This window comes from Croceitalea sp. MTPC5 (genome assembly GCF_036985505.1).
Taxonomy (GTDB): domain Bacteria; phylum Bacteroidota; class Bacteroidia; order Flavobacteriales; family Flavobacteriaceae; genus Croceitalea.
The window spans coordinates 703,893-724,291 of sequence record NZ_BTGQ01000001.1 but is presented as its reverse complement, the minus strand read 5'-3'; the positions used below and the strand labels follow the sequence as shown (position 1 = coordinate 724,291).

23 protein-coding genes are annotated in these 20,399 nt (G+C 37.7%); 19 read left to right on the top strand and 4 right to left on the bottom strand.

The genetic code is table 11. The features are described from left to right. From hisC to hisIE, 9 genes are all read left to right on the top strand, one after another. Entirely contained in the window at positions 1-1,047 is a 1,047-nt protein-coding gene (gene hisC, locus AACM45_RS03305) for a histidinol-phosphate transaminase (protein WP_339140738.1), read from the top strand. Then, positions 1,047-2,183, top strand: a complete 1,137-nt coding sequence (gene hisB / locus AACM45_RS03300; protein ID WP_339140737.1) for a bifunctional histidinol-phosphatase/imidazoleglycerol-phosphate dehydratase HisB — start codon at positions 1,047-1,049, stop codon at positions 2,181-2,183. Before hisC ends, hisB begins: the two co-directional genes overlap by 1 nt. Positions 2,184-2,215: 32 nt before the next feature. Further along, entirely contained in the window at positions 2,216-2,569 is a 354-nt protein-coding gene (locus AACM45_RS03295; protein ID WP_339140736.1) for a four helix bundle protein, read from the top strand. Between the two features lie 70 nt (positions 2,570-2,639). Further along, a complete protein-coding gene (hisH, locus tag AACM45_RS03290) occupies positions 2,640-3,218 on the top strand; it encodes an imidazole glycerol phosphate synthase subunit HisH (protein ID WP_339140734.1) in 579 nt (192 codons plus the stop codon). 1 nt (position 3,219) lies between these two features. Next, positions 3,220-3,639 carry a GNAT family N-acetyltransferase gene (locus tag AACM45_RS03285; protein WP_339140733.1) on the top strand — a complete coding sequence of 140 codons (420 nt, stop codon included), beginning with the start codon at positions 3,220-3,222 and terminating at the stop codon, positions 3,637-3,639. Beyond that, entirely contained in the window at positions 3,636-4,412 is a 777-nt protein-coding gene (locus AACM45_RS03280) for a 1-(5-phosphoribosyl)-5-[(5-phosphoribosylamino)methylideneamino]imidazole-4-carboxamide isomerase (RefSeq protein WP_339140731.1), read from the top strand. The genes AACM45_RS03285 and AACM45_RS03280 overlap by 4 nt, the downstream gene beginning before the upstream one ends. A gap of 2 nt (positions 4,413-4,414) precedes the next feature. Further along, the gene (locus AACM45_RS03275) at positions 4,415-4,951 is read left to right on the top strand and encodes a DinB family protein (RefSeq protein WP_339140730.1); all 537 of its coding nucleotides are present in this window, start codon (positions 4,415-4,417) and stop codon (positions 4,949-4,951) included. A 76-nt stretch (positions 4,952-5,027) separates the two neighbouring features. After that, positions 5,028-5,819 (top strand): imidazole glycerol phosphate synthase subunit HisF, encoded by a 792-nt coding sequence (hisF, locus tag AACM45_RS03270; protein WP_339140728.1) that lies wholly within the window; start codon positions 5,028-5,030, stop codon positions 5,817-5,819. Between the two features lie 12 nt (positions 5,820-5,831). Further along, positions 5,832-6,458, top strand: a complete 627-nt coding sequence (gene hisIE, locus AACM45_RS03265) for a bifunctional phosphoribosyl-AMP cyclohydrolase/phosphoribosyl-ATP diphosphatase HisIE (RefSeq protein WP_339140726.1) — start codon at positions 5,832-5,834, stop codon at positions 6,456-6,458. A 17-nt stretch (positions 6,459-6,475) separates the two neighbouring features. Here hisIE and AACM45_RS03260 read toward each other — a convergent pair whose 3' ends face one another. Next, on the bottom strand, positions 6,476-7,198 hold the full coding sequence (locus AACM45_RS03260; RefSeq protein WP_339140724.1) for a LytR/AlgR family response regulator transcription factor: 723 nt from the start codon (positions 7,196-7,198) through the stop codon (positions 6,476-6,478). Between the two features lie 5 nt (positions 7,199-7,203). Further along, positions 7,204-8,322 (bottom strand): sensor histidine kinase, encoded by a 1,119-nt coding sequence (locus tag AACM45_RS03255; RefSeq protein ID WP_339140723.1) that lies wholly within the window; start codon positions 8,320-8,322, stop codon positions 7,204-7,206. A gap of 215 nt (positions 8,323-8,537) precedes the next feature. Between AACM45_RS03255 and AACM45_RS03250 the strand changes: the two genes are divergently transcribed. From AACM45_RS03250 to AACM45_RS03240, 3 genes are read left to right on the top strand one after another with little or no spacing between them, the layout of a single operon-like run. Next, complete coding sequence (locus AACM45_RS03250; RefSeq protein ID WP_339140722.1) at positions 8,538-9,038, top strand: hypothetical protein; 501 nt, start codon at positions 8,538-8,540, stop codon at positions 9,036-9,038. A gap of 13 nt (positions 9,039-9,051) precedes the next feature. Further along, a complete protein-coding gene (locus tag AACM45_RS03245) occupies positions 9,052-9,972 on the top strand; it encodes a nuclear transport factor 2 family protein (protein ID WP_339140721.1) in 921 nt (306 codons plus the stop codon). A gap of 10 nt (positions 9,973-9,982) precedes the next feature. Next, complete coding sequence (locus AACM45_RS03240; protein WP_339140719.1) at positions 9,983-10,933, top strand: nuclear transport factor 2 family protein; 951 nt, start codon at positions 9,983-9,985, stop codon at positions 10,931-10,933. On the opposite strand, the gene AACM45_RS03235 is transcribed toward AACM45_RS03240, so the two are convergent. Next, positions 10,913-11,719: a DUF1853 family protein gene (locus AACM45_RS03235; RefSeq protein WP_339140717.1), complete on the bottom strand. Its 807-nt coding sequence runs from the start codon at positions 11,717-11,719 to the stop codon at positions 10,913-10,915. The two genes, AACM45_RS03240 and AACM45_RS03235, sit on opposite strands and share 21 nt — an antisense overlap. A 77-nt stretch (positions 11,720-11,796) precedes the next feature. On the opposite strand from AACM45_RS03235, the gene AACM45_RS03230 reads away from it, so the two are divergent. Continuing rightward, the gene (locus AACM45_RS03230; RefSeq protein WP_339140716.1) at positions 11,797-12,960 is read left to right on the top strand and encodes a vWA domain-containing protein; all 1,164 of its coding nucleotides are present in this window, start codon (positions 11,797-11,799) and stop codon (positions 12,958-12,960) included. A gap of 67 nt (positions 12,961-13,027) precedes the next feature. Then, positions 13,028-14,491, top strand: coding sequence for a magnesium chelatase (locus tag AACM45_RS03225; protein ID WP_339140715.1), 1,464 nt, complete (start codon positions 13,028-13,030; stop codon positions 14,489-14,491). A gap of 1 nt (position 14,492) precedes the next feature. Here AACM45_RS03225 and AACM45_RS03220 read toward each other — a convergent pair whose 3' ends face one another. Continuing rightward, a complete protein-coding gene (locus AACM45_RS03220) occupies positions 14,493-15,719 on the bottom strand; it encodes a DUF418 domain-containing protein (protein WP_339140714.1) in 1,227 nt (408 codons plus the stop codon). A gap of 111 nt (positions 15,720-15,830) precedes the next feature. On the opposite strand from AACM45_RS03220, the gene corA reads away from it, so the two are divergent. From corA to AACM45_RS03195, 5 genes are all read left to right on the top strand, one after another. After that, complete coding sequence (corA, locus tag AACM45_RS03215; protein WP_339140713.1) at positions 15,831-16,922, top strand: magnesium/cobalt transporter CorA; 1,092 nt, start codon at positions 15,831-15,833, stop codon at positions 16,920-16,922. 227 nt (positions 16,923-17,149) lie between these two features. Then, a complete protein-coding gene (locus AACM45_RS03210) occupies positions 17,150-17,650 on the top strand; it encodes a Dps family protein (RefSeq protein ID WP_339140712.1) in 501 nt (166 codons plus the stop codon). A gap of 38 nt (positions 17,651-17,688) precedes the next feature. Then, complete coding sequence (locus AACM45_RS03205; RefSeq protein ID WP_339140711.1) at positions 17,689-18,225, top strand: hypothetical protein; 537 nt, start codon at positions 17,689-17,691, stop codon at positions 18,223-18,225. A gap of 455 nt (positions 18,226-18,680) precedes the next feature. Beyond that, the gene (locus AACM45_RS03200) at positions 18,681-19,556 is read left to right on the top strand and encodes an alpha/beta hydrolase (RefSeq protein ID WP_339141183.1); all 876 of its coding nucleotides are present in this window, start codon (positions 18,681-18,683) and stop codon (positions 19,554-19,556) included. Further along, entirely contained in the window at positions 19,543-20,337 is a 795-nt protein-coding gene (locus AACM45_RS03195) for an alpha/beta hydrolase (protein WP_339140710.1), read from the top strand. The genes AACM45_RS03200 and AACM45_RS03195 overlap by 14 nt, the downstream gene beginning before the upstream one ends. Positions 20,338-20,399: the final 62 nt, after the last annotated feature.

Genomic DNA, 20,399 nt, shown 5'->3' with positions numbered 1-20,399 from the left:
ATGGAAAGATTTGACTTAAATAAGCTGGTTCGAGAAAATGTAAGGGTTTTAAGACCTTATTCTTCAGCTAGGGATGAATTTGTTTCGAAAGGGGAGACGATGATCTTTTTAGATGCCAATGAAAATCCCTTTGACAATGGTGTGAATCGATACCCTGATCCCCACCAACGCAGTTTGAAGGCCGTGTTGGCAGAACAAAAAGGCGTAAATGGAAGTCAAGTGCTTTTTGGGAATGGCAGCGATGAAGTTTTGGATTTGCTTTTTCGAGCATTTTGTGAACCAAATAGGGATAATATTATTTCATTACCCCCGACCTATGGGATGTACAAGGTATTGGCGGGCACCAATGCGATCGAAAATCGGGAGGTACTTTTAAATGAAGATTTTCAACCTGATATTGAGGCTATTTTCGCAAGAATCGATAGCAATACCAAACTCTTATTTCTGTGTTCCCCAAACAACCCTACTGGTAATTTAATTGATGATAAGAAGATTGAAAAGCTCTTAGGTAGTTTCAATGGACTAGTCATTATCGATGAGGCTTATATCGATTTTTCAGGTTCGGAATCTTGGATAGAAAAATTGCATGACTATCCGAATTTGGTCGTAACCCAGACTTTATCGAAAGCTTATGGAATGGCGGCCATACGGCTTGGAATTTGTTATGCTTCTGAAGAAATCATAACTATCCTTAAAAAAATCAAACCGCCATATAATGTCAATGAACTAACGCAAAAAGAAGCATTGAAAGGTATTATGGACCGATTGGGTGTGCAAGAACAGGTTGATGCAATTATAGCGCAACGCAAAAAGCTATCCGAAGCCTTGGTCGATATTCCTTTTATCTCAAAAGTATATCATAGTGATGCCAATTTCGTCTTGGTAAAAGTTGATGCGGCTGACGAACGCTATCAACAAGTATTGAATGAAGGCGTTGTGATTCGTAACAGAAGTACACAACCACTGTGTACCAACACCTTGCGCTTTACCATTGGCACCGAATTGGAAAATGACAGATTACTTGAAGTATTAAAAGCATTGAAATAATGGCACAGAAAGTACTATTTATTGACAGGGATGGCACCATCATCAAAGAAACGGTAGATGAACAGATAGATGCTTTCGAAAAGATGGTTTTTTACCCTAAAGTGTTTACGTATTTAGGGAAAATTGCAAAAGAATTGGATTATAAGTTGGTAATGATAACCAATCAAGATGGTTTAGGTACTGAGGCGTTTCCTGAAGAAACCTTTTGGCCCGTGCACAACTTTATTTTAAAGTCTTTTGAAAATGAAGGTGTAGTTTTTGAAGAAATTTATATTGACAAGACCTTTCCGCATGAGAATGCAGCTACGCGAAAGCCACAAACAGGTCTCTTGACGGAGTATTTTACCGACATCTATGATTTAGAAAACTCTTTTGTAATCGGAGATCGATTGACCGATATGGAGTTAGCCAAGAATTTGGGGGCGAAAGGAATCTTTATTGATGATAAAACGCTTTTGGGTACGGATGAGATAACCGTTTCAGAGAATGACCTATCCGATTATATCACAATGCAATCAAACGACTGGGAAAAGATATATGAGTTTCTGAAAATGCAATCACGTTATGCGGAAGTGCACCGAAAAACAAATGAAACAACGATTCAAATTGCGCTAAACCTAGATGGCAAGGGTAAAAGCGATATTAAGACCGGACTTGCCTTTTTTGATCATATGTTGGACCAATTGGCCAGACATGGTCAAATGGATTTACAGTTACATGTTGATGGCGATTTAGAAGTTGACGAACACCACACAATCGAGGATACGGCCATAGCCCTAGGGGAAGTATTTCATAAAGCATTGGGGAATAAGTTAGGTATTGAACGCTACGGATTTTGTTTGCCGATGGATGATTGTTTAGCCCAAGTGGCCATTGACTTTGGTGGAAGAAATTGGTTGGTTTGGGAAGCCGACTTTAAACGTGAAATGGTCGGGGACATGCCAACTGAGATGTTTTACCATTTCTTTAAATCATTTACCGATGGCGCTAAGGCGAATTTAAATATCAAAGCAGAAGGCACCAATGAACATCATAAGATAGAGGCGATTTTCAAGGCCTTTGCAAAGTCCATTAAAATGGCCGTAAAGCGTGATGTTGAAAAAATGGTGTTACCAAGTACTAAGGGAGTTTTATGAGGTTTGAGGTACGAAGTGAAAGGTAAAAAGTAATGCAAGATTTAAAATTTAGAACTCGAAAATTTGCAATAGACTCTTGGAAGTTTTGTAAACTGGTTCCACGTTCTAGGGAGTTTGATGCTTGGGTAAGACAGTTAATTCGAAGCTCAAGTTATGTTGGTGCAAATTACAGAGTTTCACAAAGAGCAAAGTCTACTGCTGATTTTATAAATAAGTTAAAAATAGTTGAAGAAGAAGTCGATGAATCAGCATATTGGTTAGAGTTGTTTCAAGAAGTATATGCCGATCATAAAGAAGATGCATCTATTTTACATAAAGAAGCAACTGAACTGTTGGCAATCATTGTAGCATCGATAAAAACAGCAAAAAAGAATAAAAGGACTTAATCACAATACCAATGAAATTGATTCCTAATTATATTTTGTACCTCGTACTTCAACCCTTTAATCTTATCATATGGGGCTTGTAATAATCGACTACGGTGCTGGTAATATTCAGAGCATAAAGTTTGCTTTTCAGAGATTGGGTATTCAGGCGCAATTAAGTAATGACATTGAAACCATTCAAAGTGCGGACAAGGTTATATTCCCCGGGGTGGGGGAAGCGAGTAGCGCCATGAAAAAGTTAAACCAGAGCGGATTAAACGATTTGATTCCTCAATTAAAGCAACCGGTTTTGGGTATTTGTTTGGGAATGCAGTTAATGTGCAACTCATCAGAAGAGGGCAATACCAAAGGTTTGGGTATTTTTGATGTGGATGTGGTCAAATTTAATTCAGGTGTAAAAGTGCCCCAAATAGGGTGGAACAAGATCGGGAATTTAAAATCCCCATTGTTTCAAGGCCTAAATGAAGATTATATTTATTTGGTACATAGTTTTTATGCTCCGAAAGGTGCCGAGACAATAGCAACAAGTACGTATGGTTTGGAGTATAGTGCCGCTTTACGGAAAGACAATTTTTACGGTACCCAGTTCCATCCTGAGAAATCAGGGGAATACGGTGCTACGATTTTAGAAAATTTTATTTCAATTTAAAATGGATGAGGCATTCTTTATTTCAGAAGATAAATTGAAACTTGATATTGATTTCATCCACAGCTATCTCTCTGAAGAATCGTATTGGGCAAAAGGAAGGTCTGTTGAAGCTGTCAAAAGGTCAATTGAAAACTCGTCATGCCTTGGTGTTTATACTAAAAATTGGAAACAGATTGGTTTTGCAAGATTAGTTACCGATCAAGTAGTATTTGCCTGGATAATGGACGTTTTTATAGACAAGGATTATAGGGGAAAAGGAATTTCTAAAAAGCTGATGCATCATATACTGCAAATGCCGGAAATTACTGATGTAAATGGAATTGGATTAAGAACCATTGACGCCCATGGGCTCTACAAGAAGTTTGGCTTTGAAAGAATTAGAGATGCGGAAACCTGGATGCTAAAGAAAATAAGAGAATGAGAATATTACCAGCTATTGATATTATAGAAGGGAAATGTGTACGTCTTTCAAAAGGGGATTATGGTACCAAGAAGATTTACAATGAAAACCCTTTAGAGGTAGCCAAATCTTTTGAAGACCACGGAATTGAATATTTACATTTGGTCGATTTAGATGGTGCCAAGTCAAAACATATCGTAAACTACAAGGCTTTGGAGCAAATCGCTTCAAAAACCAATTTGAAGATAGACTTTGGGGGTGGACTCAAATCAGATGACGATTTACGCATAGCCTTTGAGAGTGGGGCAAACCAAATTACAGGGGGTAGTATTGCCGTAAAGGATAGGCCCACTTTTTTGCGATGGTTAAATGTTTACGGCGCCGATAAGATAGTTCTTGGAGCCGATGCCCTAGACGAAAAAGTAGCGGTCTCGGGTTGGCAAGAAGAATCAAATGAAAAACTGATTCCCTTTGTCAAAGAGTATCAAAAAATAGGGGTCAAGTATGTCATTTGCACCGATATTTCAAAAGATGGTATGTTGCAAGGCCCTTCTTTTAAGTTGTATGAAAAATTACTGAAAGAAACCAGAATACATAAAACATCCATTACCGGTGCCGGTGTGGAAGATTTTGAAGAAGTTGGTATCAATCTTATAGCAAGTGGTGGTATCTCAGATTACGATGAACTGCCAAAACTAAGGCAACTTGGTTGCGAGGGCGTTATTATTGGCAAAGCCATTTATGAAAATAAGATCAGTCTAAAACAATTGGAACAATTCATAGTAGCGGAATAATCATGGAAAGTGATGTTATAAAAGAGTTTGTAGAAAATGCTATCTATCGTTTGGACGAAAGCACCCGAATGATCTCTATTGCTTTTGATACACTTAATGAAGAAGAAATATGGCAAAGGCCAAATGAATCTTCCAACAGCGTCGGAAACCTCATTTTGCATTTATGTGGTAATATTACCCAATATGCAATCTCTTCTTTAGGGGAAGTTGAGGATGTAAGGGATAGGGATAGTGAATTCAAAACTACTTTGGGTTTAACAAAAAAGGAGTTGTTAAAGAAACTTTTGAATACAGTTTCCGCGGCAAAGTCGACCATTGAAAATATGACTTTGGAACAGTGGTTGAAAAAGCGGGAAGTCCAAGGATTTTATTTTTCGGGTATTGGCGTAGTTCTTCATGTTGTGGAACATTATAGCTATCATACGGGTCAAATAGCCTTTTGGGCAAAACAGTTGAAAAACAAGCAGCTCGGTTTTTATGATGGGCATGATTTAAACATTAAAAGTCCCCTAACCCCCAAAGGGGGAATAAAGAATTAACTATGCATAGTTTTGTAAAAGACACTTTTAACTCAGTTATAAATCCTCCCCTTTTGGGGGAGCTAGAGGGGGCTTTATGTTAACAAAAAGAATCATTCCCTGTTTAGATATAAAAGATGGTAGAACCGTGAAAGGAGTCAACTTTGTTGACTTGCGTGATGCCGGTGATCCAGTAGAATTGGCCCAACGCTATGCCAATGAGGGTGCAGACGAGCTTGTTTTTCTAGATATATCCGCGACCGAGCAAAAGCGTAAGACCCTCGCAGAATTGGTGTTTCACGTTGCTGAAAAACTGAATATTCCGTTTACTGTAGGTGGCGGAATAGCCTCGGTGGAAGATGTGGATATCTTGCTTAAAAATGGTGCCGATAAAGTTTCTATTAATTCCTCGGCGGTTAAAAGGCCAGAACTTATCAATGAATTGGTTGCTAAGTTTGGTTCACAGTGTATTGTAGTGGCGATTGATGCAAAACAACTCGAAGGAAACTGGAAAGTACACTTGGTAGGAGGTAAGGTACCTACGGAATTGGATTTATTTGAATGGGCAAAAGAAGTAGAGCAGCGTGGGGCTGGGGAAATTTTATTTACCTCAATGGATAATGATGGTACTAAGAACGGGTTTGCCAATAAGGCGCTAGCGCGATTATCAGAAGAACTTAATATTCCCATTATTGCCTCTGGTGGGGCCGGAACAATAGCGCATTTTTCAGAAACTTTTAAAACAGGAAGGTCAGATGCTGCATTGGCTGCAAGTGTTTTTCATTTCAAGGAAATCGAGATAAAAGATTTGAAGAATACCTTAAAAAAAGAAGGTATTCCAGTAAGAATATCAAGTGCCCAAGCTGAAAAGGGAATCAATAATGAATAAAAAAGTAAGTAGATGAGCAAGGATGATAATAAAATAGGTTTTAATCCTCCCCCTTGGGGGGAGTTAGAGGGGGCTCTGGTACCTGCTATTATTCAAGATGCAATGACCAAAAATGTCTTGATGCTAGGTTATATGAATGAAGAAGCGGTCAAGAGAACCCAAGAAACCAAAAAAGTAACTTTTTTTAGTAGAAGTAAACAACGATTATGGACTAAAGGGGAAGAGAGCGGTAATTTTCTAAATCTAGTCAGTATCAAAAATGATTGTGACAATGATGCCTTGTTGATTTCCGTACATCCGGTCGGTCCTACCTGTCATACCGGTACGGACACTTGTTGGGCTGAAGAAAATAGGTCAACTTTTGGCTTTCTTTCTAAACTTGAAGAAATCATCACTTCGCGTAAAGAGCATAAAGAAAACGAGAATAGCTATGTAGCCTCACTTTTTCGTAAAGGGATTAACAAGATTGCCCAAAAAGTCGGTGAAGAGGCGGTGGAGACCGTGATTGAGGCCAAAGACGATAATGACGATTTGTTTCTGAATGAAAGTGCGGATCTATTATTTCACTACCTGATCTTACTTCAGGCCAAAGGCTTCACGTTGAATGATATCGTTAAAGTTTTAGAGTCAAGGCATTAATTGTTTTATGCAAAGGGTCATTTTTTAAAAAGGGATTGCCCCATAACGATTTCGCGTACCTTTTCTTTGTAGTTTCTACTGAGTGGAACGCAAGCTTTCGTTAAATGCAATTGTGTTTTTTCAAGCGTCCGAATTTTATCAATTGCTACTACAAAAGACTTATGGACTTGAACAAAGTTAGAGTATGGTAGCATATCCCATATTCTTTTTAAGGGCATAAGTGTCATATACTTCTGTTCTGTAGTGTAAAAAACAACATAATTTTGTTGTGCCTGCACATACTCTATTTCGGCCACGGCTATTTTTTCATAAACGTTGTCGCACTTGATAAAGAAATAGGAAGAAGAGTTGTCTTTTTGAGACTTAAAGCCAGATGCAGGAATAAGCTTAAAATAATCTTTTGCTTTTAAGATAGATTTATAGAACCTACTAAAGGTAATAGGCTTTACCAGATAATCCAACACGTCTAGCTCATACCCCTCAAGAGCATAATTGGGGTAGGCCGTCGTTAAAATCACCATAGGACGATGAGCGGTGTTTTTTAAATACTCCAACCCGGTCATTAAGGGCATTTGAATATCCAAAAAAATAAGGTCAATGGTAGTTTTTTCTATTAGGGCAGCAATTTGCGTTGGGTTTGCACCCTCGCCACAAAATTCTAAAAAATCCACTTTATGGATGTAGTCTACAATGCATTCACGTGCTAATGGTTCATCATCGATAACTAGGCAATTCATCATCTCAACTAGGCCGTTTTACTATTTTTAGCTACTTGTGTTTTCAATGTGATATCTAAAAAGACCACATATTCTTTGCTTGATTTTAGCACTTCCAACTTGTGGGAGTTTGGGTATAAGAGCGCTAACCTTCGCTTAACGTTTGTCAATCCGATACCAGAAGATTCCTCAGTATTGGTAATGGTTAATTCAGGTTTGCTATTAGAAACCTCCAATTGCAAACCATTATGATGCACATTTAGATCAATGGTAATCCAATTTCTTGAATCAATATGGTGTGAAACATGTTTAAAGGCATTCTCTATAAATGGCATCAATAAAAACGGCGCTATTTGAAGTCCATTGGTATTTGAACTATCTAAAGCTACTTGCAAATCTAAATTTGACAAATCTTGCCGTAATGTTTCAAGTTCGATATAGTTTTTTAGGTAATTCAGTTCTTGTTCTAAATCTATTTCAGGCGCGTTACATTGATACAATTGGTAACGGAGTAATTCAGAAAATTTCGCCAAAGACTCCGAGGCCATATCCTGATTTTTATGAATTAAGACAAAAATGGAATTTATGGTATTGAATAAGAAATGTGGATTGTACTGTGAACGCAAAAATTTAAGTTCGGTAGTCAGGTTTTCTTTTTCTGCTGCATTTCTTTTTTTCTCTGAGGCTATCCAGTTTTTGGTCAATTTAATACTCATGGCCAAGGTCATACTTGCAAGGGTAGAGGGCAAGGCATTCGCTTTAAAGAGTTGAAAAAATTCTGTTGGGGCAACATAAAAAAGTTCTTGAAAAGGAATACCTACGATGAATGCATTTACATAATACCCCCCTATAATACCAAAAGAGGTCACAAGAATTGTTGCTAAAAGTGCAGGAATATAAATGAGGTGTTTCCCTTTTTGTAAAAACTTCGGGATAAGATAGTAGAGGTTAAAATAGACTCCCAAGGCCTGCATAACCACATAAAAAACAAATTTGATGGAGTAGTTAGAGAAGAATATATTGTTAACAGCTTCTAAGGCCCCACTAGTGAGTGCCCACCAGAAATAGTGGTATAAAAACCAAAATCCTAAATGGTATAATTTGTATCTCGCGAAAAATGATATCGCTTTTTCAAACAAAACGGTCATACTTTATTTAAAAATACTTAAAAAGATAGGAGTTGATATGACTTATGTTCTGAAATTGACATGAGGTAACATATCGATGACGAATGACTGTTTTTAATCAATTTCGCCTGACATAGCTTACTTTCTGCTTCTTGTCAATTCGTTGCTACCACTAGACAATCTCATTTTCAATAGGGTTATGTTTCAATTTTCTTTGGCAGAAACCAGTAAAAGTCATGAATAAAAAATGGATTGTGGCACTCAGCGTTTTAGTACTTGTTAGGGTAACTTCTTGCAATCAAAAAGGTCAAATTATTGAAGAAAAAAAACCAGACAAAGAAGAAGTTGTTGAACAAATTACAGCAACGGGACTTGCCGTGCGAGAAGCCTTTAAAAGGGGCGATGTTGAAACCATTAAATTGTACCACCATCCAGACGTAGTCAAGGCATTGGGTTACAATAACCTTAGGGTCGGCCGTGAAGCTGTTCTGGATGGACTAAGGGAAACCATGGCTAATTTTGACCTTGAGTTTTTGAATGAAAAGGAAGAAGAGCTATTTCTACTTAAAGAAGATTTGGTCATAAAACAGATGCTTTTTGGGCTACGACTTATTTCCAAAAATGGTGATGACCCATTTGTATTTAGGGGGCGTACCCTCATTATTTTACAGCGCTACGATGAAAGCCCGACTGGTTGGGCCACCATTCACGAGATTATTCAGCCCTATCAAGATTAAAAATCAAATAGTGATGAAAAAAATAAGCTACACCATTTTAGTACTAACCTTAGCTAAAAGTGCTTTTGCTTTTCAACAAGCCGATAAAAGAACGGAACTAATAACAAAGCAAAGTCAAAAGTTGGCAAAATCAATAAAATGGGAATCTTTAGAAGAAACCCTTTCCATTTTTGATGTTGAAGCTACCCTTATGCCAGAATATCATATGTCGATTCGGGGCAATTCAAAAGTCAGGGCGTATTATATGCAGTTTTTTGAAAAGGCCAACACCTCGAAATTTACAAAAGAACCTTTTGAGATAGTTGATTTAAAAAACCATTTCATCGAACTTGGTACCTATACCCATGAGTACAGTACGCCCAAAGAAAAAAACTTTGAATATGTTGGAAAGTATATGACCTATTGGAAATTTAATGGTAATGGGGTGCCAAAAATTATGGCACACATTTGGGGAGGGTCAAGTTATACAGCGCCAGAAAATTTGAATTTCGTTTCTATTGATGTTCTAGATCTAGAACCTATTAAAGCCAATACCCAATGGAAAAAAGATATCGAAGAAGCTAGAAAGTTTTCTCACAAGGCTGTATTTTCCGGTGACACCAAAACACAATTAAAATCATATGCTGATGATGCTATCTATATGACCTATTATGACCCGCCATTTATTGGAAAAGAAAAAATCACGGAATACTTTGAAGTTCATAATAACGGACGTGTTCCGATGGATTCCTTAATGACCAAAATTGTAAAAGTGATTGATATGGGTAATCATGCACTAAAATTTGGGGAGTATTATGTGGAATGGACCTGGGAAGGAAAGCCATCCTATATTAAAGGTAAGGGATTGACACTATATAAACGGATGCAAGACGGTACGATTAAAATTTATAGACAAATGATCAATCATAGCATGCCCCCATCAACCAAAGAATAAAAAAAGGATTATGAAATATAGTATTACCGCCTTGATATTTCTATTTGTTTTCAATAGTTTTTGTCAAAAGGGTAAAATTGAGTTCGAAACTAATGGAAAACATGAAGTAAACAGTTCTGAAAACCCTTTTCAGAATTTCATAGGGGAATGGACCCTTAAAGATGATAAATGGACTCAAAATTGGGGTGGTACAACCGAAATCATCACTATACCGAAACACCATACCATTTCTTCACCATTGAATACAAAGAACGGTTTGCTTTCAATTATTGATGGGCCAGAACCCAATGGACATATTTTTTGGTCATATAATCCAGTTACAAAAGAAGTACGCCATTTATCAAATTTTGGTGAACTTAGGGCGGGAGTGGGAGAAGGTAGTGTTTCTGAGAAGGGCGATGTGAAACTCAAAATCAGTTTTGAAGGCGAACCGAAAGATACCTACAGAATCTATAATTACAAGTGGCTTACCAAAAATTCATACCATATGACATCGATTCAGTACAGCTTGGACAATTTTCCAACGGGACTTTTTTATGAAGGTACTTTTGTGCGATTGATAAAGTATGAAAGTATGCCATTAAGAATGCAGATTGAGAAAATTTTGGCCGTTCTTGATAACAATGCACTAACTGTCGAAGAGCAACTTGAGGTATACGATGATGCTGTTGTTCATATGGCTCCTGGTAGCCAAGTAAACTTTGGTAAGGAGGCATTGCGAGTGTATTTAAATGAGCAGCGTCAATACGGTAGTGCTGAAATGCAACACAAAATTGTTGAAATGGAGGTCTATGAAGATGTGGTATTAATGCAAGGTGAAGTCACAGGAACCTTTTACCCTAAAGATGGGACCCGCCCGGTTGAATTTAAAACAAAAAACCTTTTTGTTTTTGATTCGAAAGAAGGGGTCTTAAAGATTAAGAAAATCATTTATAACACCTCACCACCAAACAACGAATAGTTTTTCAATTTCTCCAGAAGGCCTTTTTAACCAGAGCATAGGCGCATTTTCTTTCAACATTCTAAGATTAATATCGAGTAAAGTCTCGTAGTGCGAAACATATGTTCGCTTTGTTGACGGCACTAAAATCCATTCTTGTTTGTAGGGAATATAATATTCAAAGTTTTTAAATTCTTGGGTATTGAAATCCTCAAACCGAATCCAACTCCCTTGAATGCAATTTTTATTTAAAGGTCTAATGTTAGTCGCATTTGCCCCATAGGGTTTGAATAGTTGAGCCTTAAAGCAGGCCTCTTGCCGAATTTCATTCAAATTCAAATCTAAACTTTCAAGCTTTGGGTTCAGTTCTTCATTAAAAAGTAAAGGAAATTGCTTCCCTTTTAGTTTATCCAATTTGGTATAGAACATATCGCGCTTGTTTGGCCCCATTAAACGATGCATTGGTTCGGTAATCCGAGGATTGATAATGTAGAATTTATAGGCTAATTCCACATGATAACTGGTAGCAGTGGGTTTATGACGAATCAAAAAGTCAAGTTCGCCGATACGCTCTTTGTTTTTGTCTACCAAGAGGTTTTTGGCAATGAGGTCCCAATCCTCTGAAAACTGAATTAATTGCGCAAAAACATGTTCCATTTTATGTCCTATTCGCAAGCGTTCAGGAATCGGTAAAGCCTTGAAAATGGTAAAATCCAATTCTGGAAACCTGAATTGGGAAATTCCGAATTGTGTATTTATCCACAATGAAGGTGTCCTATAAAAGCCAAGACATAATTCTCGTTCCATAGCTGCAAACTTAAACGAAACCGTTAAGTTTTCTTTAAAGCAAAGGTCATGAATATAGAATGTGTTAATTTTATGTGATGGCTATGAATTTGAGAAAAGGATTTCGCTTTACATCTTACGAAGCTCCGAATCTATCCCCCTTTGAAAAACTTTTTGAGATTTTTCAAGAATTGATTACGCACACCTCTGGTGATTTTGATGAGGCAATCGATTGGTTGCGGGAACTGGACAAGGAATATGAGCTTACTACAGAAGCGTATACCATTGATGACTTTATTGAAGATTTAAAGGCCAAGGGATATATACGTGAAGAATTTGAAGATGGTGGTGGCAATATGGGGGAAGACGGTGAAGATGGTGATGAAGGGTCTGGCAAAGGCACGATATCCATCACTGCCAAATTGGAACGAATGATTCGCCAACGCGCTTTAGATCAAATTTTCGGTAAAATCAAGCGTAGTGGCTCTGGCAATCATAAAACAGGTAAATCGGGCAGGGGAGATGAGCATACAGGCGAGTTTAGGGAATACCGTTATGGTGATGGTCTAGACCGCATATCAATGACTGAAAGTCTTAAAAATGCCCAAATCAACCATGGTATTGGAAATTTTATGCTGGATGAAGGTGATTTAGTTGTTGAAGATACCCAATATAAGGCCCAAATGAGTACGGTACTGATGATAGATATTAGTCATAGTATGATTTTGTATGGGGAAGATCGTATTACACCTGCAAAAAAAGTAGCCATGGCCTTGGCAGAATTGATTACCACAAGATACCCGAAAGATACTTTGGATATCTTGGTTTTCGGCAACGATGCTTGGCCTATACCCATTAAAGACCTGCCATACCTAAAAGTCGGTCCCTATCATACCAATACGGTTGCCGGTCTGCAGTTGGCAATGGATATGTTGCGCAGAAAACGAAACACCAATAAGCAGATTTTTATGATTACCGACGGCAAACCGAGCTGCTTGCGAATGCCAGATGGCACGTATTACAAAAACAGTGTTGGCTTAGACGATTATATTGTGGAGAAGTGCTATGCTATGGCATCCCAAGCCAGAAAATTACACATTCCCATTACTACGTTTATGATAGCACAAGACCCGTATTTAATGCAGTTTATACGAGAGTTTACGCAAGCCAATAAAGGAAAGGCATTTTATACCGGTTTAAAAGGGTTAGGCGAAATGATTTTTGAGGACTACGAAAATAACAGAAGAAAAAAAATAAAGTAAAACAGACTAAAGAAGTAAGGTATAAGACGTTTTTATTCTTGTCTATACTTCCAGTTTCAAGAAAAATATGAAAATAGAACAAATAAAGACCTTAGGGCAACTTAAAAAGGCAGGCTTTCAATCAAAGCGTATTAAAGATGAGCTTCGCGATAACTTGATTGCAAAAATTCAAAAGAACGAGAATATCTTCGAAGGTGTCTGGGGTTATGAAAATTCGGTTATTCCAGAATTGGAAAGGGCTATCCTTTCAAGGCATAATATCAATTTATTAGGGCTGAGGGGGCAGGCAAAAACACGTTTGGCCAGGTTAATGGTTAACTTATTGGATGAATACATACCCGTAGTGCAAGGTTCTGAAATCCATGATGACCCACTGCAACCAATATCTCGTTTTGCTATTGAACTGATTAAAGAAAAAGGGGATGACACCCCTATTGAGTGGCTGCATCGTGGTGACCGTTTCTATGAAAAACTGGCTACCCCTGATGTCACCGTGGCCGATTTGATAGGTGATGTAGACCCCATTAAAGCCGCAAACTTAAAATTAAGCTATGCCGATGATAGGGTCATTCATTTCGGAATGATTCCCCGAGCGAACCGTTGTATTTTCGTAATCAATGAATTACCTGATCTTCAGGCACGTATTCAAGTATCGTTATTTAACATTCTGCAAGAAGGTGACATACAGATTAGGGGGTTTAAACTCCGCTTGCCTTTGGATTTGCAATTTATCTTTACGGCAAATCCTGAAGACTATACGAATAGGGGAAGCATTGTTACACCGTTAAAAGATAGGATCGGTTCTCAAATTCTAACGCATTACCCAGAGGATATTGCTACTGCAAAACGAATTACCAAACAAGAGGCGAATTTAGATACAAGACAATCTGATTTGATTCATGTGCCCGAATTGGCCATGGATCTGTTAGAGCAGATTAGTTTTGAAGCGAGGGATAGTGAATATGTAGATGCAAAGAGTGGTGTTAGTGCCCGAATGAGCATTACCGCCTTTGAAAATCTACTGAGCACTGCAGAACGAAGAATTTTAAAGTCGGGAGAAAGCGATACCATCATTCGCCTAAGTGATTTTATGGGCGTCGTACCTGCTATTACCGGTAAAATAGAATTGGTCTATGAAGGAGAGCAAGAGGGCGCTGCGTTCGTAGCCGAAAATTTGATTGATGACGCAATTAAAACACTGTTTCCTAATCTGTTTCCTAAAATCAATAAATTGGAGCATAAAAACGCGGAAACCCCCTATGATGAATTGATCTCATGGTTTTTTGATAAAGAGGCATTGGAATTATTGGATGAGGATGATGACAATACCTACAAATCTAAATTAGACGCTGTGACTCCTTTACATCAACTGGTAAAAGAGCATCACCCCGATCTGGATAAAAAGGACGGTTATTTTATGAAGGAATTGGCTTTATGGGGTCTGGTCGCCCATAAAAAACTGAGTAAATACCGAATGTCTGATGGGGTGCGCTTTAAGGATATGTATGGAAGTTACATAAGTGGACTTTAAGCTAAGATTTTCTTCTTAAAGGCATTAATTTAAGGAAGGTGAGGCTTCTCCAGATCCATTCCAATGGGCCATAATGGAAATATTTAAGCCATATGTTGCTTAGCCACATTTGTAATGCAATTACAATTATGGACATCAAGAATACATAGGTATTGGGTATTTTCGTTAAATAGCCCAATCCCCATCCGAAGAAAATAAAGGTCCCTAAGATACTTTGAAAAACGTAGTTGGTCAAAGCCATTTTACCATAGCCTATAAACCTTTGCAAAAACTTTTGTGGTTTGTTCTTTTGATATAGAATTACAAAAACGGCTACGATTAAAACCGTCATTGCCACATTCATTAAGTCAAAGAAGGTAAGGCCCAACATTGCGGTCCATGACTTGAATTGTACATTCGGCCCCATAGCGGCGAAAGTTGCGATCATTGCCACGACGGAAATTCCTAAAAGGATCAAAGCACCTATCCAAAGATGTTTTATGAACTTCTTCTCCGTAAAATGGTTTTTGAAAAATTCCATTCGTCCTATATAGAGGCCTAATAAGAAAAAGCCAAAGGTCAAATAGCCTCTTGAGAAGATTCCGAATTGAAACTCGAATTTACTTAGATTACCCTCAATGGCATTTGAGGCAAATACCTCTGTGATCGAGCCATGCCGTAATACATCGAAATACGCTGCAATCATGGGGCTCTCAGGTGTCAACTCCTCTTTCATTAGCAAGCCTTCACCATTCGTAAAATAGAACACGATGAAGCGACCTAACCCTAGAAAAAGTATCGCAGCTAGACCCAGAATCCATTTACTATTGATTTTATGAAACGGGATTAAGAAAACGCCCAAAAATGCATAAAGGGTCAAGATATCACCACGATAGAACATACTATGTATGAAACCAATGGCGAATAAGAGGATCAATCGCCAGAGAAAACGACCACTAAAGTTGGTGCCGCGTTTACTTCCATTGTCCATTTGAATGTAAAAACTCAAACCAAAAAGAAAAGAGAATAAAGCAAAGAATTTCCCCCTAAAAAGAAAACTTACGAACCCATTTGCCACTTGGTCTAAAATCGATGGGTTCATCGATTCCATCACAGAAATCGGTAAAGGTGAGGCTACGAAATTCTCGAGCATATGGCAGAAAACAATTCCCGCTAAGGCAAAACCCCGTAGGGCATCTATAATTTCAATTCTTTGAAAGGTGGATTGATTTTTGGCCGTTGTTGACATGTGGTGGTTGCTTGATGTTGTTGATAAGACTATGTCCGCTACTTTTTTGTTACAGTTTTCACAAGCAAATTTTTTTTAAATGTATATTGTAAGCTACAAGGTAATGCATTCATGACGAAAAAAATCATAAAGTCACCGAAGTTGAAGGGTATCAAACCGTTCCGTTCTAAATCAAAATTAGGTGAGGCACCTGGTGCGATTACCTACATAGGCAATCGTAGAAAACAGGTTACGGCGATCACGGCCATCAATTATAGCGAATCAGCGTATCAAACCAAAGGTGTATCCGTCGACATGCTGGGCGCCATTTTTGAGAACAAGCAAACGTCATTCATCGATGTGGTAGGTATAAGTGATGTCGAAACCATCGCGGCCATAGGACGAAAGTTTGAGTTGAACAACCTACTACTTGAAGATTTGGTCGACACCATGCAACGGCCAAAAATCGATGAATATGAAGATTATGTTTTTGGGGTTTTTAAAATGTTGTATTTAGATGAACACTATCAATTGGTCATTGAACACGTAGCCCTGATCCTCGTCGAAAACTCCGTATTGGTTTTTCAAGAGACGGAAGATGACGTATTTGGGGAGGTAATCAAAAGGATTGAGAATAAATTTGGAAGAATTCGAAGTCGAGGGGCCGATTACCTGTTCTTCGCATTGTTGGATGCCATAGTGGATAATTATTTCGTGGTTTTAGAGGATATCAAGAATAAGTTGGAATTACTTGAAGAAGAGGTGTATGATAATCCCAGAAAAGATGTGGCCAATAAAATCCAATTGTTGAAGAAAGAAATTTTACGGATCCGAAAATGGATTTTCCCCGTAAAGGAGTTGATCAATAGGCTTATTATTTCTGAACATCCTTTAATAAAAAAAGAGACCAAACTTTTTCTTCGTGATACTTTTGATCATTGCTCTGAAATCAATGAGGATATCATGCTCTATAGGGAAATGTCGACCAGCCTTATGGAAATGTACATGACCAATATGAGCAATAAAATGAATGAGGTAATGAAGGTACTCACGGTCATAGCTTCCATTTTTATTCCACTGACCTTTATTGCCGGTATTTATGGGATGAATTTTGATAACATGCCTGAACTTCACACAGAAAACGGATACTATTATTTATGGGGCGTTTTTATATTGATTTTCTTAGGACTGTTAATTTACTTTAAGAAAAAAGACTGGCTTTAACACACTATTATGTTAATGGTCATCACAAAGGGTTAAACCTTGTTAAATCACTTGACAAATCTTCATATGCCCTTATATTAAAGGTGTTGGTTTACTGTTCTAGTAAACAGGCATTCGCCAAAAGTGGTTGCACTATATAAGCAACGTTAAATTTTCCTCACTACCAACAATAACATATTTTTTGAACTAGGCCCTGGGGAAACCCCAGCGTTATAAAACACCTAAAAATGAACTATTTAAATTTAGAAGAAGAGCAAGTATTACCAGTAGTCAACGAATTGAACACACTACTGGCTGATTATCATTTGTATTACCAAAAATTAAGGAATTTCCATTGGAACATTACGGGGGAAAACTTTTTTGATTTACATGAGAAATTTGAAACCCTATATACCGATGCCAGAATAAAAATCGATGAGATCGCAGAACGTATTTTAACCCTACGTTACCATCCGATGAGCAATTTTAGCAACTATTTGGAAAAGTCATCCATTAATGAAAGCGGGTCTGATTTAAATGACCAGAAAATGGTCGAAGAAATTCTTTTTGCCCACGGTATCTTACTAAAGCAAATGAGTAAAGTCATAAAGAAGGCAGAAAGCATCAACGATGAAGGAACGGTAGATTTAATTGGTGCCTACATCAGGGAGCTGGAAAAAAGTAGTTGGATGCTAAATGCATGGGGCAAAAGAAAGGATGAGAAATTAAAGACATCCTTGAACGCATAAAATTTTTGAAAACAATTTATTAAACTAAAAACATAAAAATGAAAATATATAAGACAATAGCAATATCAATGGCATTATTAACTGGTACAACCACATTCGCGCAAGATGCAACGCAGGCCGGTGTTTCAAAAGAGAGTACCAAAAAAACGTATAAGTTGTACCAAAATGGGGAACTTATTAAAAACTCGGTACTCATAGAAACCACTAGAAACCAAGCGGTAATGTTGGAAAAGGAAGATAAGGACAATGTGAATCAAGACAGGGTCATTCCACCAACCGTGGTAGTCAAAACCGTGAAAATCGATAATGATGCCGATAATCAGTATGATGAAGTTGTTAAGTTCAGTTATACTACCAATGCAAAGACGGATTTTACCTTGGTATCTGGCCGCGATAATTTAATGGTAGCGGTAGAAGATGGTGAAAACTTAAGCATATTAGAAAATAGGACGATTAATTTAGACGATGAAATGAATCCTGAAAAGGCGTATGTTTTCACTTTAGATGATGGAAACGAGATTGAATTTAAGGTGGAATCATTCAATAAAATGGACTCCAGTTCAGAATCCAAGTAATCTAATATAGTGTGACATGTTTAAAAACACACTTACTTATCTGATTATAGCACTAGGAAGCGGGATAGTAAGCCTAATGGTTACAGAGGTAACCATGGTATCCATCATCACAGCAGGTTTAGCCATCCTCTTTCTAGTATTTTTTCTAATCAGTTATATCAAAAACTCCTTTCAAAAATTAGAGCCATAGAGGCAGAATACTTTAGTATTAAGTATTGTATTCTAAATTATTATACTAGCAAATGACCAGAAGGATTGATGAATCTTGAAAAAAAATCAAGAATACTATTGAAGCATGGGATAGACAATTGAGAAAAGGTATAAAAAGAAAAGAAAGGTACTGTCAAAAACCATAGAGCTTAATTAAATCATTGAAGAGGGCGCACTTAGCGCCCTTTTTTCATTCAAAAAAACCAATGCCCTAGTTTTTTTGTATTTTCAAGAAAATTAAAGTGGTGCAAGAGATTGGCTATGTTATAGGAGTTACTGTTCTAATCTATGTGGTTATCAGTATACTCTTGTACTTTCTACAAGACTATTTTTTGTTCAAACCGGAAAAGCTTCCAAAAGAATTTCAGTTTCATTACGAAAACCAAGAAACTGAAGAATATAATATAGAAACAAGGGACGGTGCCGTCATTAACGGACTTCGTTTTAAGGCCCAAGACCCCAAGGGTGTCGTCTTCTATTTAAAGGGAAACTCAAAAAGCATAAAGGGTTGGGGTAAATTCGCCGTCGATTTTACCCGTCATGGCTTTGACGTGATTATGGTAGATTATCGCGGTTTCGGTAAAAGTACAGGGCGTAGAACCCAGAAAGCCGTAAAACGTGATATGCAGGTTATTTACAACAAAATCAAGGAAAAAGTTTCTGAGAAATATATCATACTATACGGTAGGTCATTGGGTTCTGGTTTCGCCACCAAGTTGGCCTCAATGAACAACCCTCGGATGTTGATTTTAGATGCTCCCTATTACAGTTTGAGTAAAGTAGCAAAGAAGTATATTCCCTTTATGCCGCTGTCGTTACTTATCAAATTTCCCATGCCAACCTATAAATGGTTGAAATACGTGAAGTGTCCTATTCACATCATTCATGGAACCGATGACCGTTTGATACCTTATAAGACCAGTGTTAGACTATCTCGAATAAATCCAAAGACCACTACACTTCACACGGTGATAGGTGGTGGCCATAAAAACCTCAATACTTTTGAGGCCTATCATAAAATGCTTTCCGAAATTGTAAATTCAAAGCCTGGTAAAGTAAATTTAGAAGGTTCAAGTATCCATGTCAAACACAGTTCCAAACCATCTAATGCGAAAGTTTAAAAAGATAGCCCTAATAATCCTTTCCACATTCCTTCTAATTTCCATTATGCTCTATTTTTTACAGGAAAAACTAATTTTTCTACCTACGTCCTTATCACAAGAACATACCTATCAATTTACGGAACCTTTTGAGGAATTTTTTTTGACCGCCGATGATGGTGCCAGACTTAATGGACTTCATTTCAAACGTGAAAATCCGAAAGGAACCATCCTTTATTTTCATGGCAATGCCGGGGATTTATCACGGTGGGGTGAAATTGCCACCTTTTTTGTACAAAAAGATTATAGTGTAATCATCATGGATTACCGGACTTATGGCAAAAGTATGGGTAAGCTTAGTGAAGAGGCCTTGTTCAAAGATGCCCAGCTTTTTTATGATTATACACTAAAAAACTACAGTGAAGACCAAATTATAGTTTATGGCCGTTCTTTGGGCTGTGCGATAGCGACCTATACGGCTTCGAAAAATAGCCCTAAGAAACTGGTCTTGGAAACCCCTTTTTATAATTTATTGGAAGTAGCTAAAAAGCGGTTCCCCATACTGCCCGTTAAGTGGTTGTTAACCTATAAGTTCGAATCCAATAAATACATCACTGACATTACATGCCCAATAACCATTTTCCACGGTACGGAGGACGCCGTGGTACCCTATGAATCGGGAAAAAAGCTTTATGACCTGGCCTTTGGCAAAAAAACATTCGTTACCATACCCGGTGGTGGACACAATGATTTGATAAACTTTGAGGCCTATACCCGGCATATTGACAAAGCTTTAGATTGAAATGGTTACTTATTAGTAAGCCCTATCCATTTCAATACAACATGTTCCTGTTGACACAGTTG

Bases quoted from the DNA above. Each gene is read 5' to 3' on its own strand.
- hisC (WP_339140738.1), top strand. From the start codon at position 1: ATGGAAAGATTTGACTTAAATAAGCTGGTTCGAGAAAATGTAAGGGTT.
- hisB (WP_339140737.1), top strand. From the start codon at position 1,047: ATGGCACAGAAAGTACTATTTATTGACAGGGATGGCACCATCATCAAA.
- AACM45_RS03295 (WP_339140736.1), top strand. From the start codon at position 2,216: ATGCAAGATTTAAAATTTAGAACTCGAAAATTTGCAATAGACTCTTGG.
- hisH (WP_339140734.1), top strand. From the start codon at position 2,640: ATGGGGCTTGTAATAATCGACTACGGTGCTGGTAATATTCAGAGCATA.
- AACM45_RS03285 (WP_339140733.1), top strand. From the start codon at position 3,220: ATGGATGAGGCATTCTTTATTTCAGAAGATAAATTGAAACTTGATATT.
- AACM45_RS03280 (WP_339140731.1), top strand. From the start codon at position 3,636: ATGAGAATATTACCAGCTATTGATATTATAGAAGGGAAATGTGTACGT.
- AACM45_RS03275 (WP_339140730.1), top strand. From the start codon at position 4,415: ATGGAAAGTGATGTTATAAAAGAGTTTGTAGAAAATGCTATCTATCGT.
- hisF (WP_339140728.1), top strand. From the start codon at position 5,028: ATGTTAACAAAAAGAATCATTCCCTGTTTAGATATAAAAGATGGTAGA.
- hisIE (WP_339140726.1), top strand. From the start codon at position 5,832: ATGAGCAAGGATGATAATAAAATAGGTTTTAATCCTCCCCCTTGGGGG.
- AACM45_RS03260 (WP_339140724.1), bottom strand. From the start codon at position 7,198: ATGATGAATTGCCTAGTTATCGATGATGAACCATTAGCACGTGAATGC.
- AACM45_RS03255 (WP_339140723.1), bottom strand. From the start codon at position 8,322: ATGACCGTTTTGTTTGAAAAAGCGATATCATTTTTCGCGAGATACAAA.
- AACM45_RS03250 (WP_339140722.1), top strand. From the start codon at position 8,538: ATGAATAAAAAATGGATTGTGGCACTCAGCGTTTTAGTACTTGTTAGG.
- AACM45_RS03245 (WP_339140721.1), top strand. From the start codon at position 9,052: ATGAAAAAAATAAGCTACACCATTTTAGTACTAACCTTAGCTAAAAGT.
- AACM45_RS03240 (WP_339140719.1), top strand. From the start codon at position 9,983: ATGAAATATAGTATTACCGCCTTGATATTTCTATTTGTTTTCAATAGT.
- AACM45_RS03235 (WP_339140717.1), bottom strand. From the start codon at position 11,719: ATGGAACGAGAATTATGTCTTGGCTTTTATAGGACACCTTCATTGTGG.
- AACM45_RS03230 (WP_339140716.1), top strand. From the start codon at position 11,797: ATGGCTATGAATTTGAGAAAAGGATTTCGCTTTACATCTTACGAAGCT.
- AACM45_RS03225 (WP_339140715.1), top strand. From the start codon at position 13,028: ATGAAAATAGAACAAATAAAGACCTTAGGGCAACTTAAAAAGGCAGGC.
- AACM45_RS03220 (WP_339140714.1), bottom strand. From the start codon at position 15,719: ATGTCAACAACGGCCAAAAATCAATCCACCTTTCAAAGAATTGAAATT.
- corA (WP_339140713.1), top strand. From the start codon at position 15,831: ATGACGAAAAAAATCATAAAGTCACCGAAGTTGAAGGGTATCAAACCG.
- AACM45_RS03210 (WP_339140712.1), top strand. From the start codon at position 17,150: ATGAACTATTTAAATTTAGAAGAAGAGCAAGTATTACCAGTAGTCAAC.
- AACM45_RS03205 (WP_339140711.1), top strand. From the start codon at position 17,689: ATGAAAATATATAAGACAATAGCAATATCAATGGCATTATTAACTGGT.
- AACM45_RS03195 (WP_339140710.1), top strand. From the start codon at position 19,543: ATGCGAAAGTTTAAAAAGATAGCCCTAATAATCCTTTCCACATTCCTT.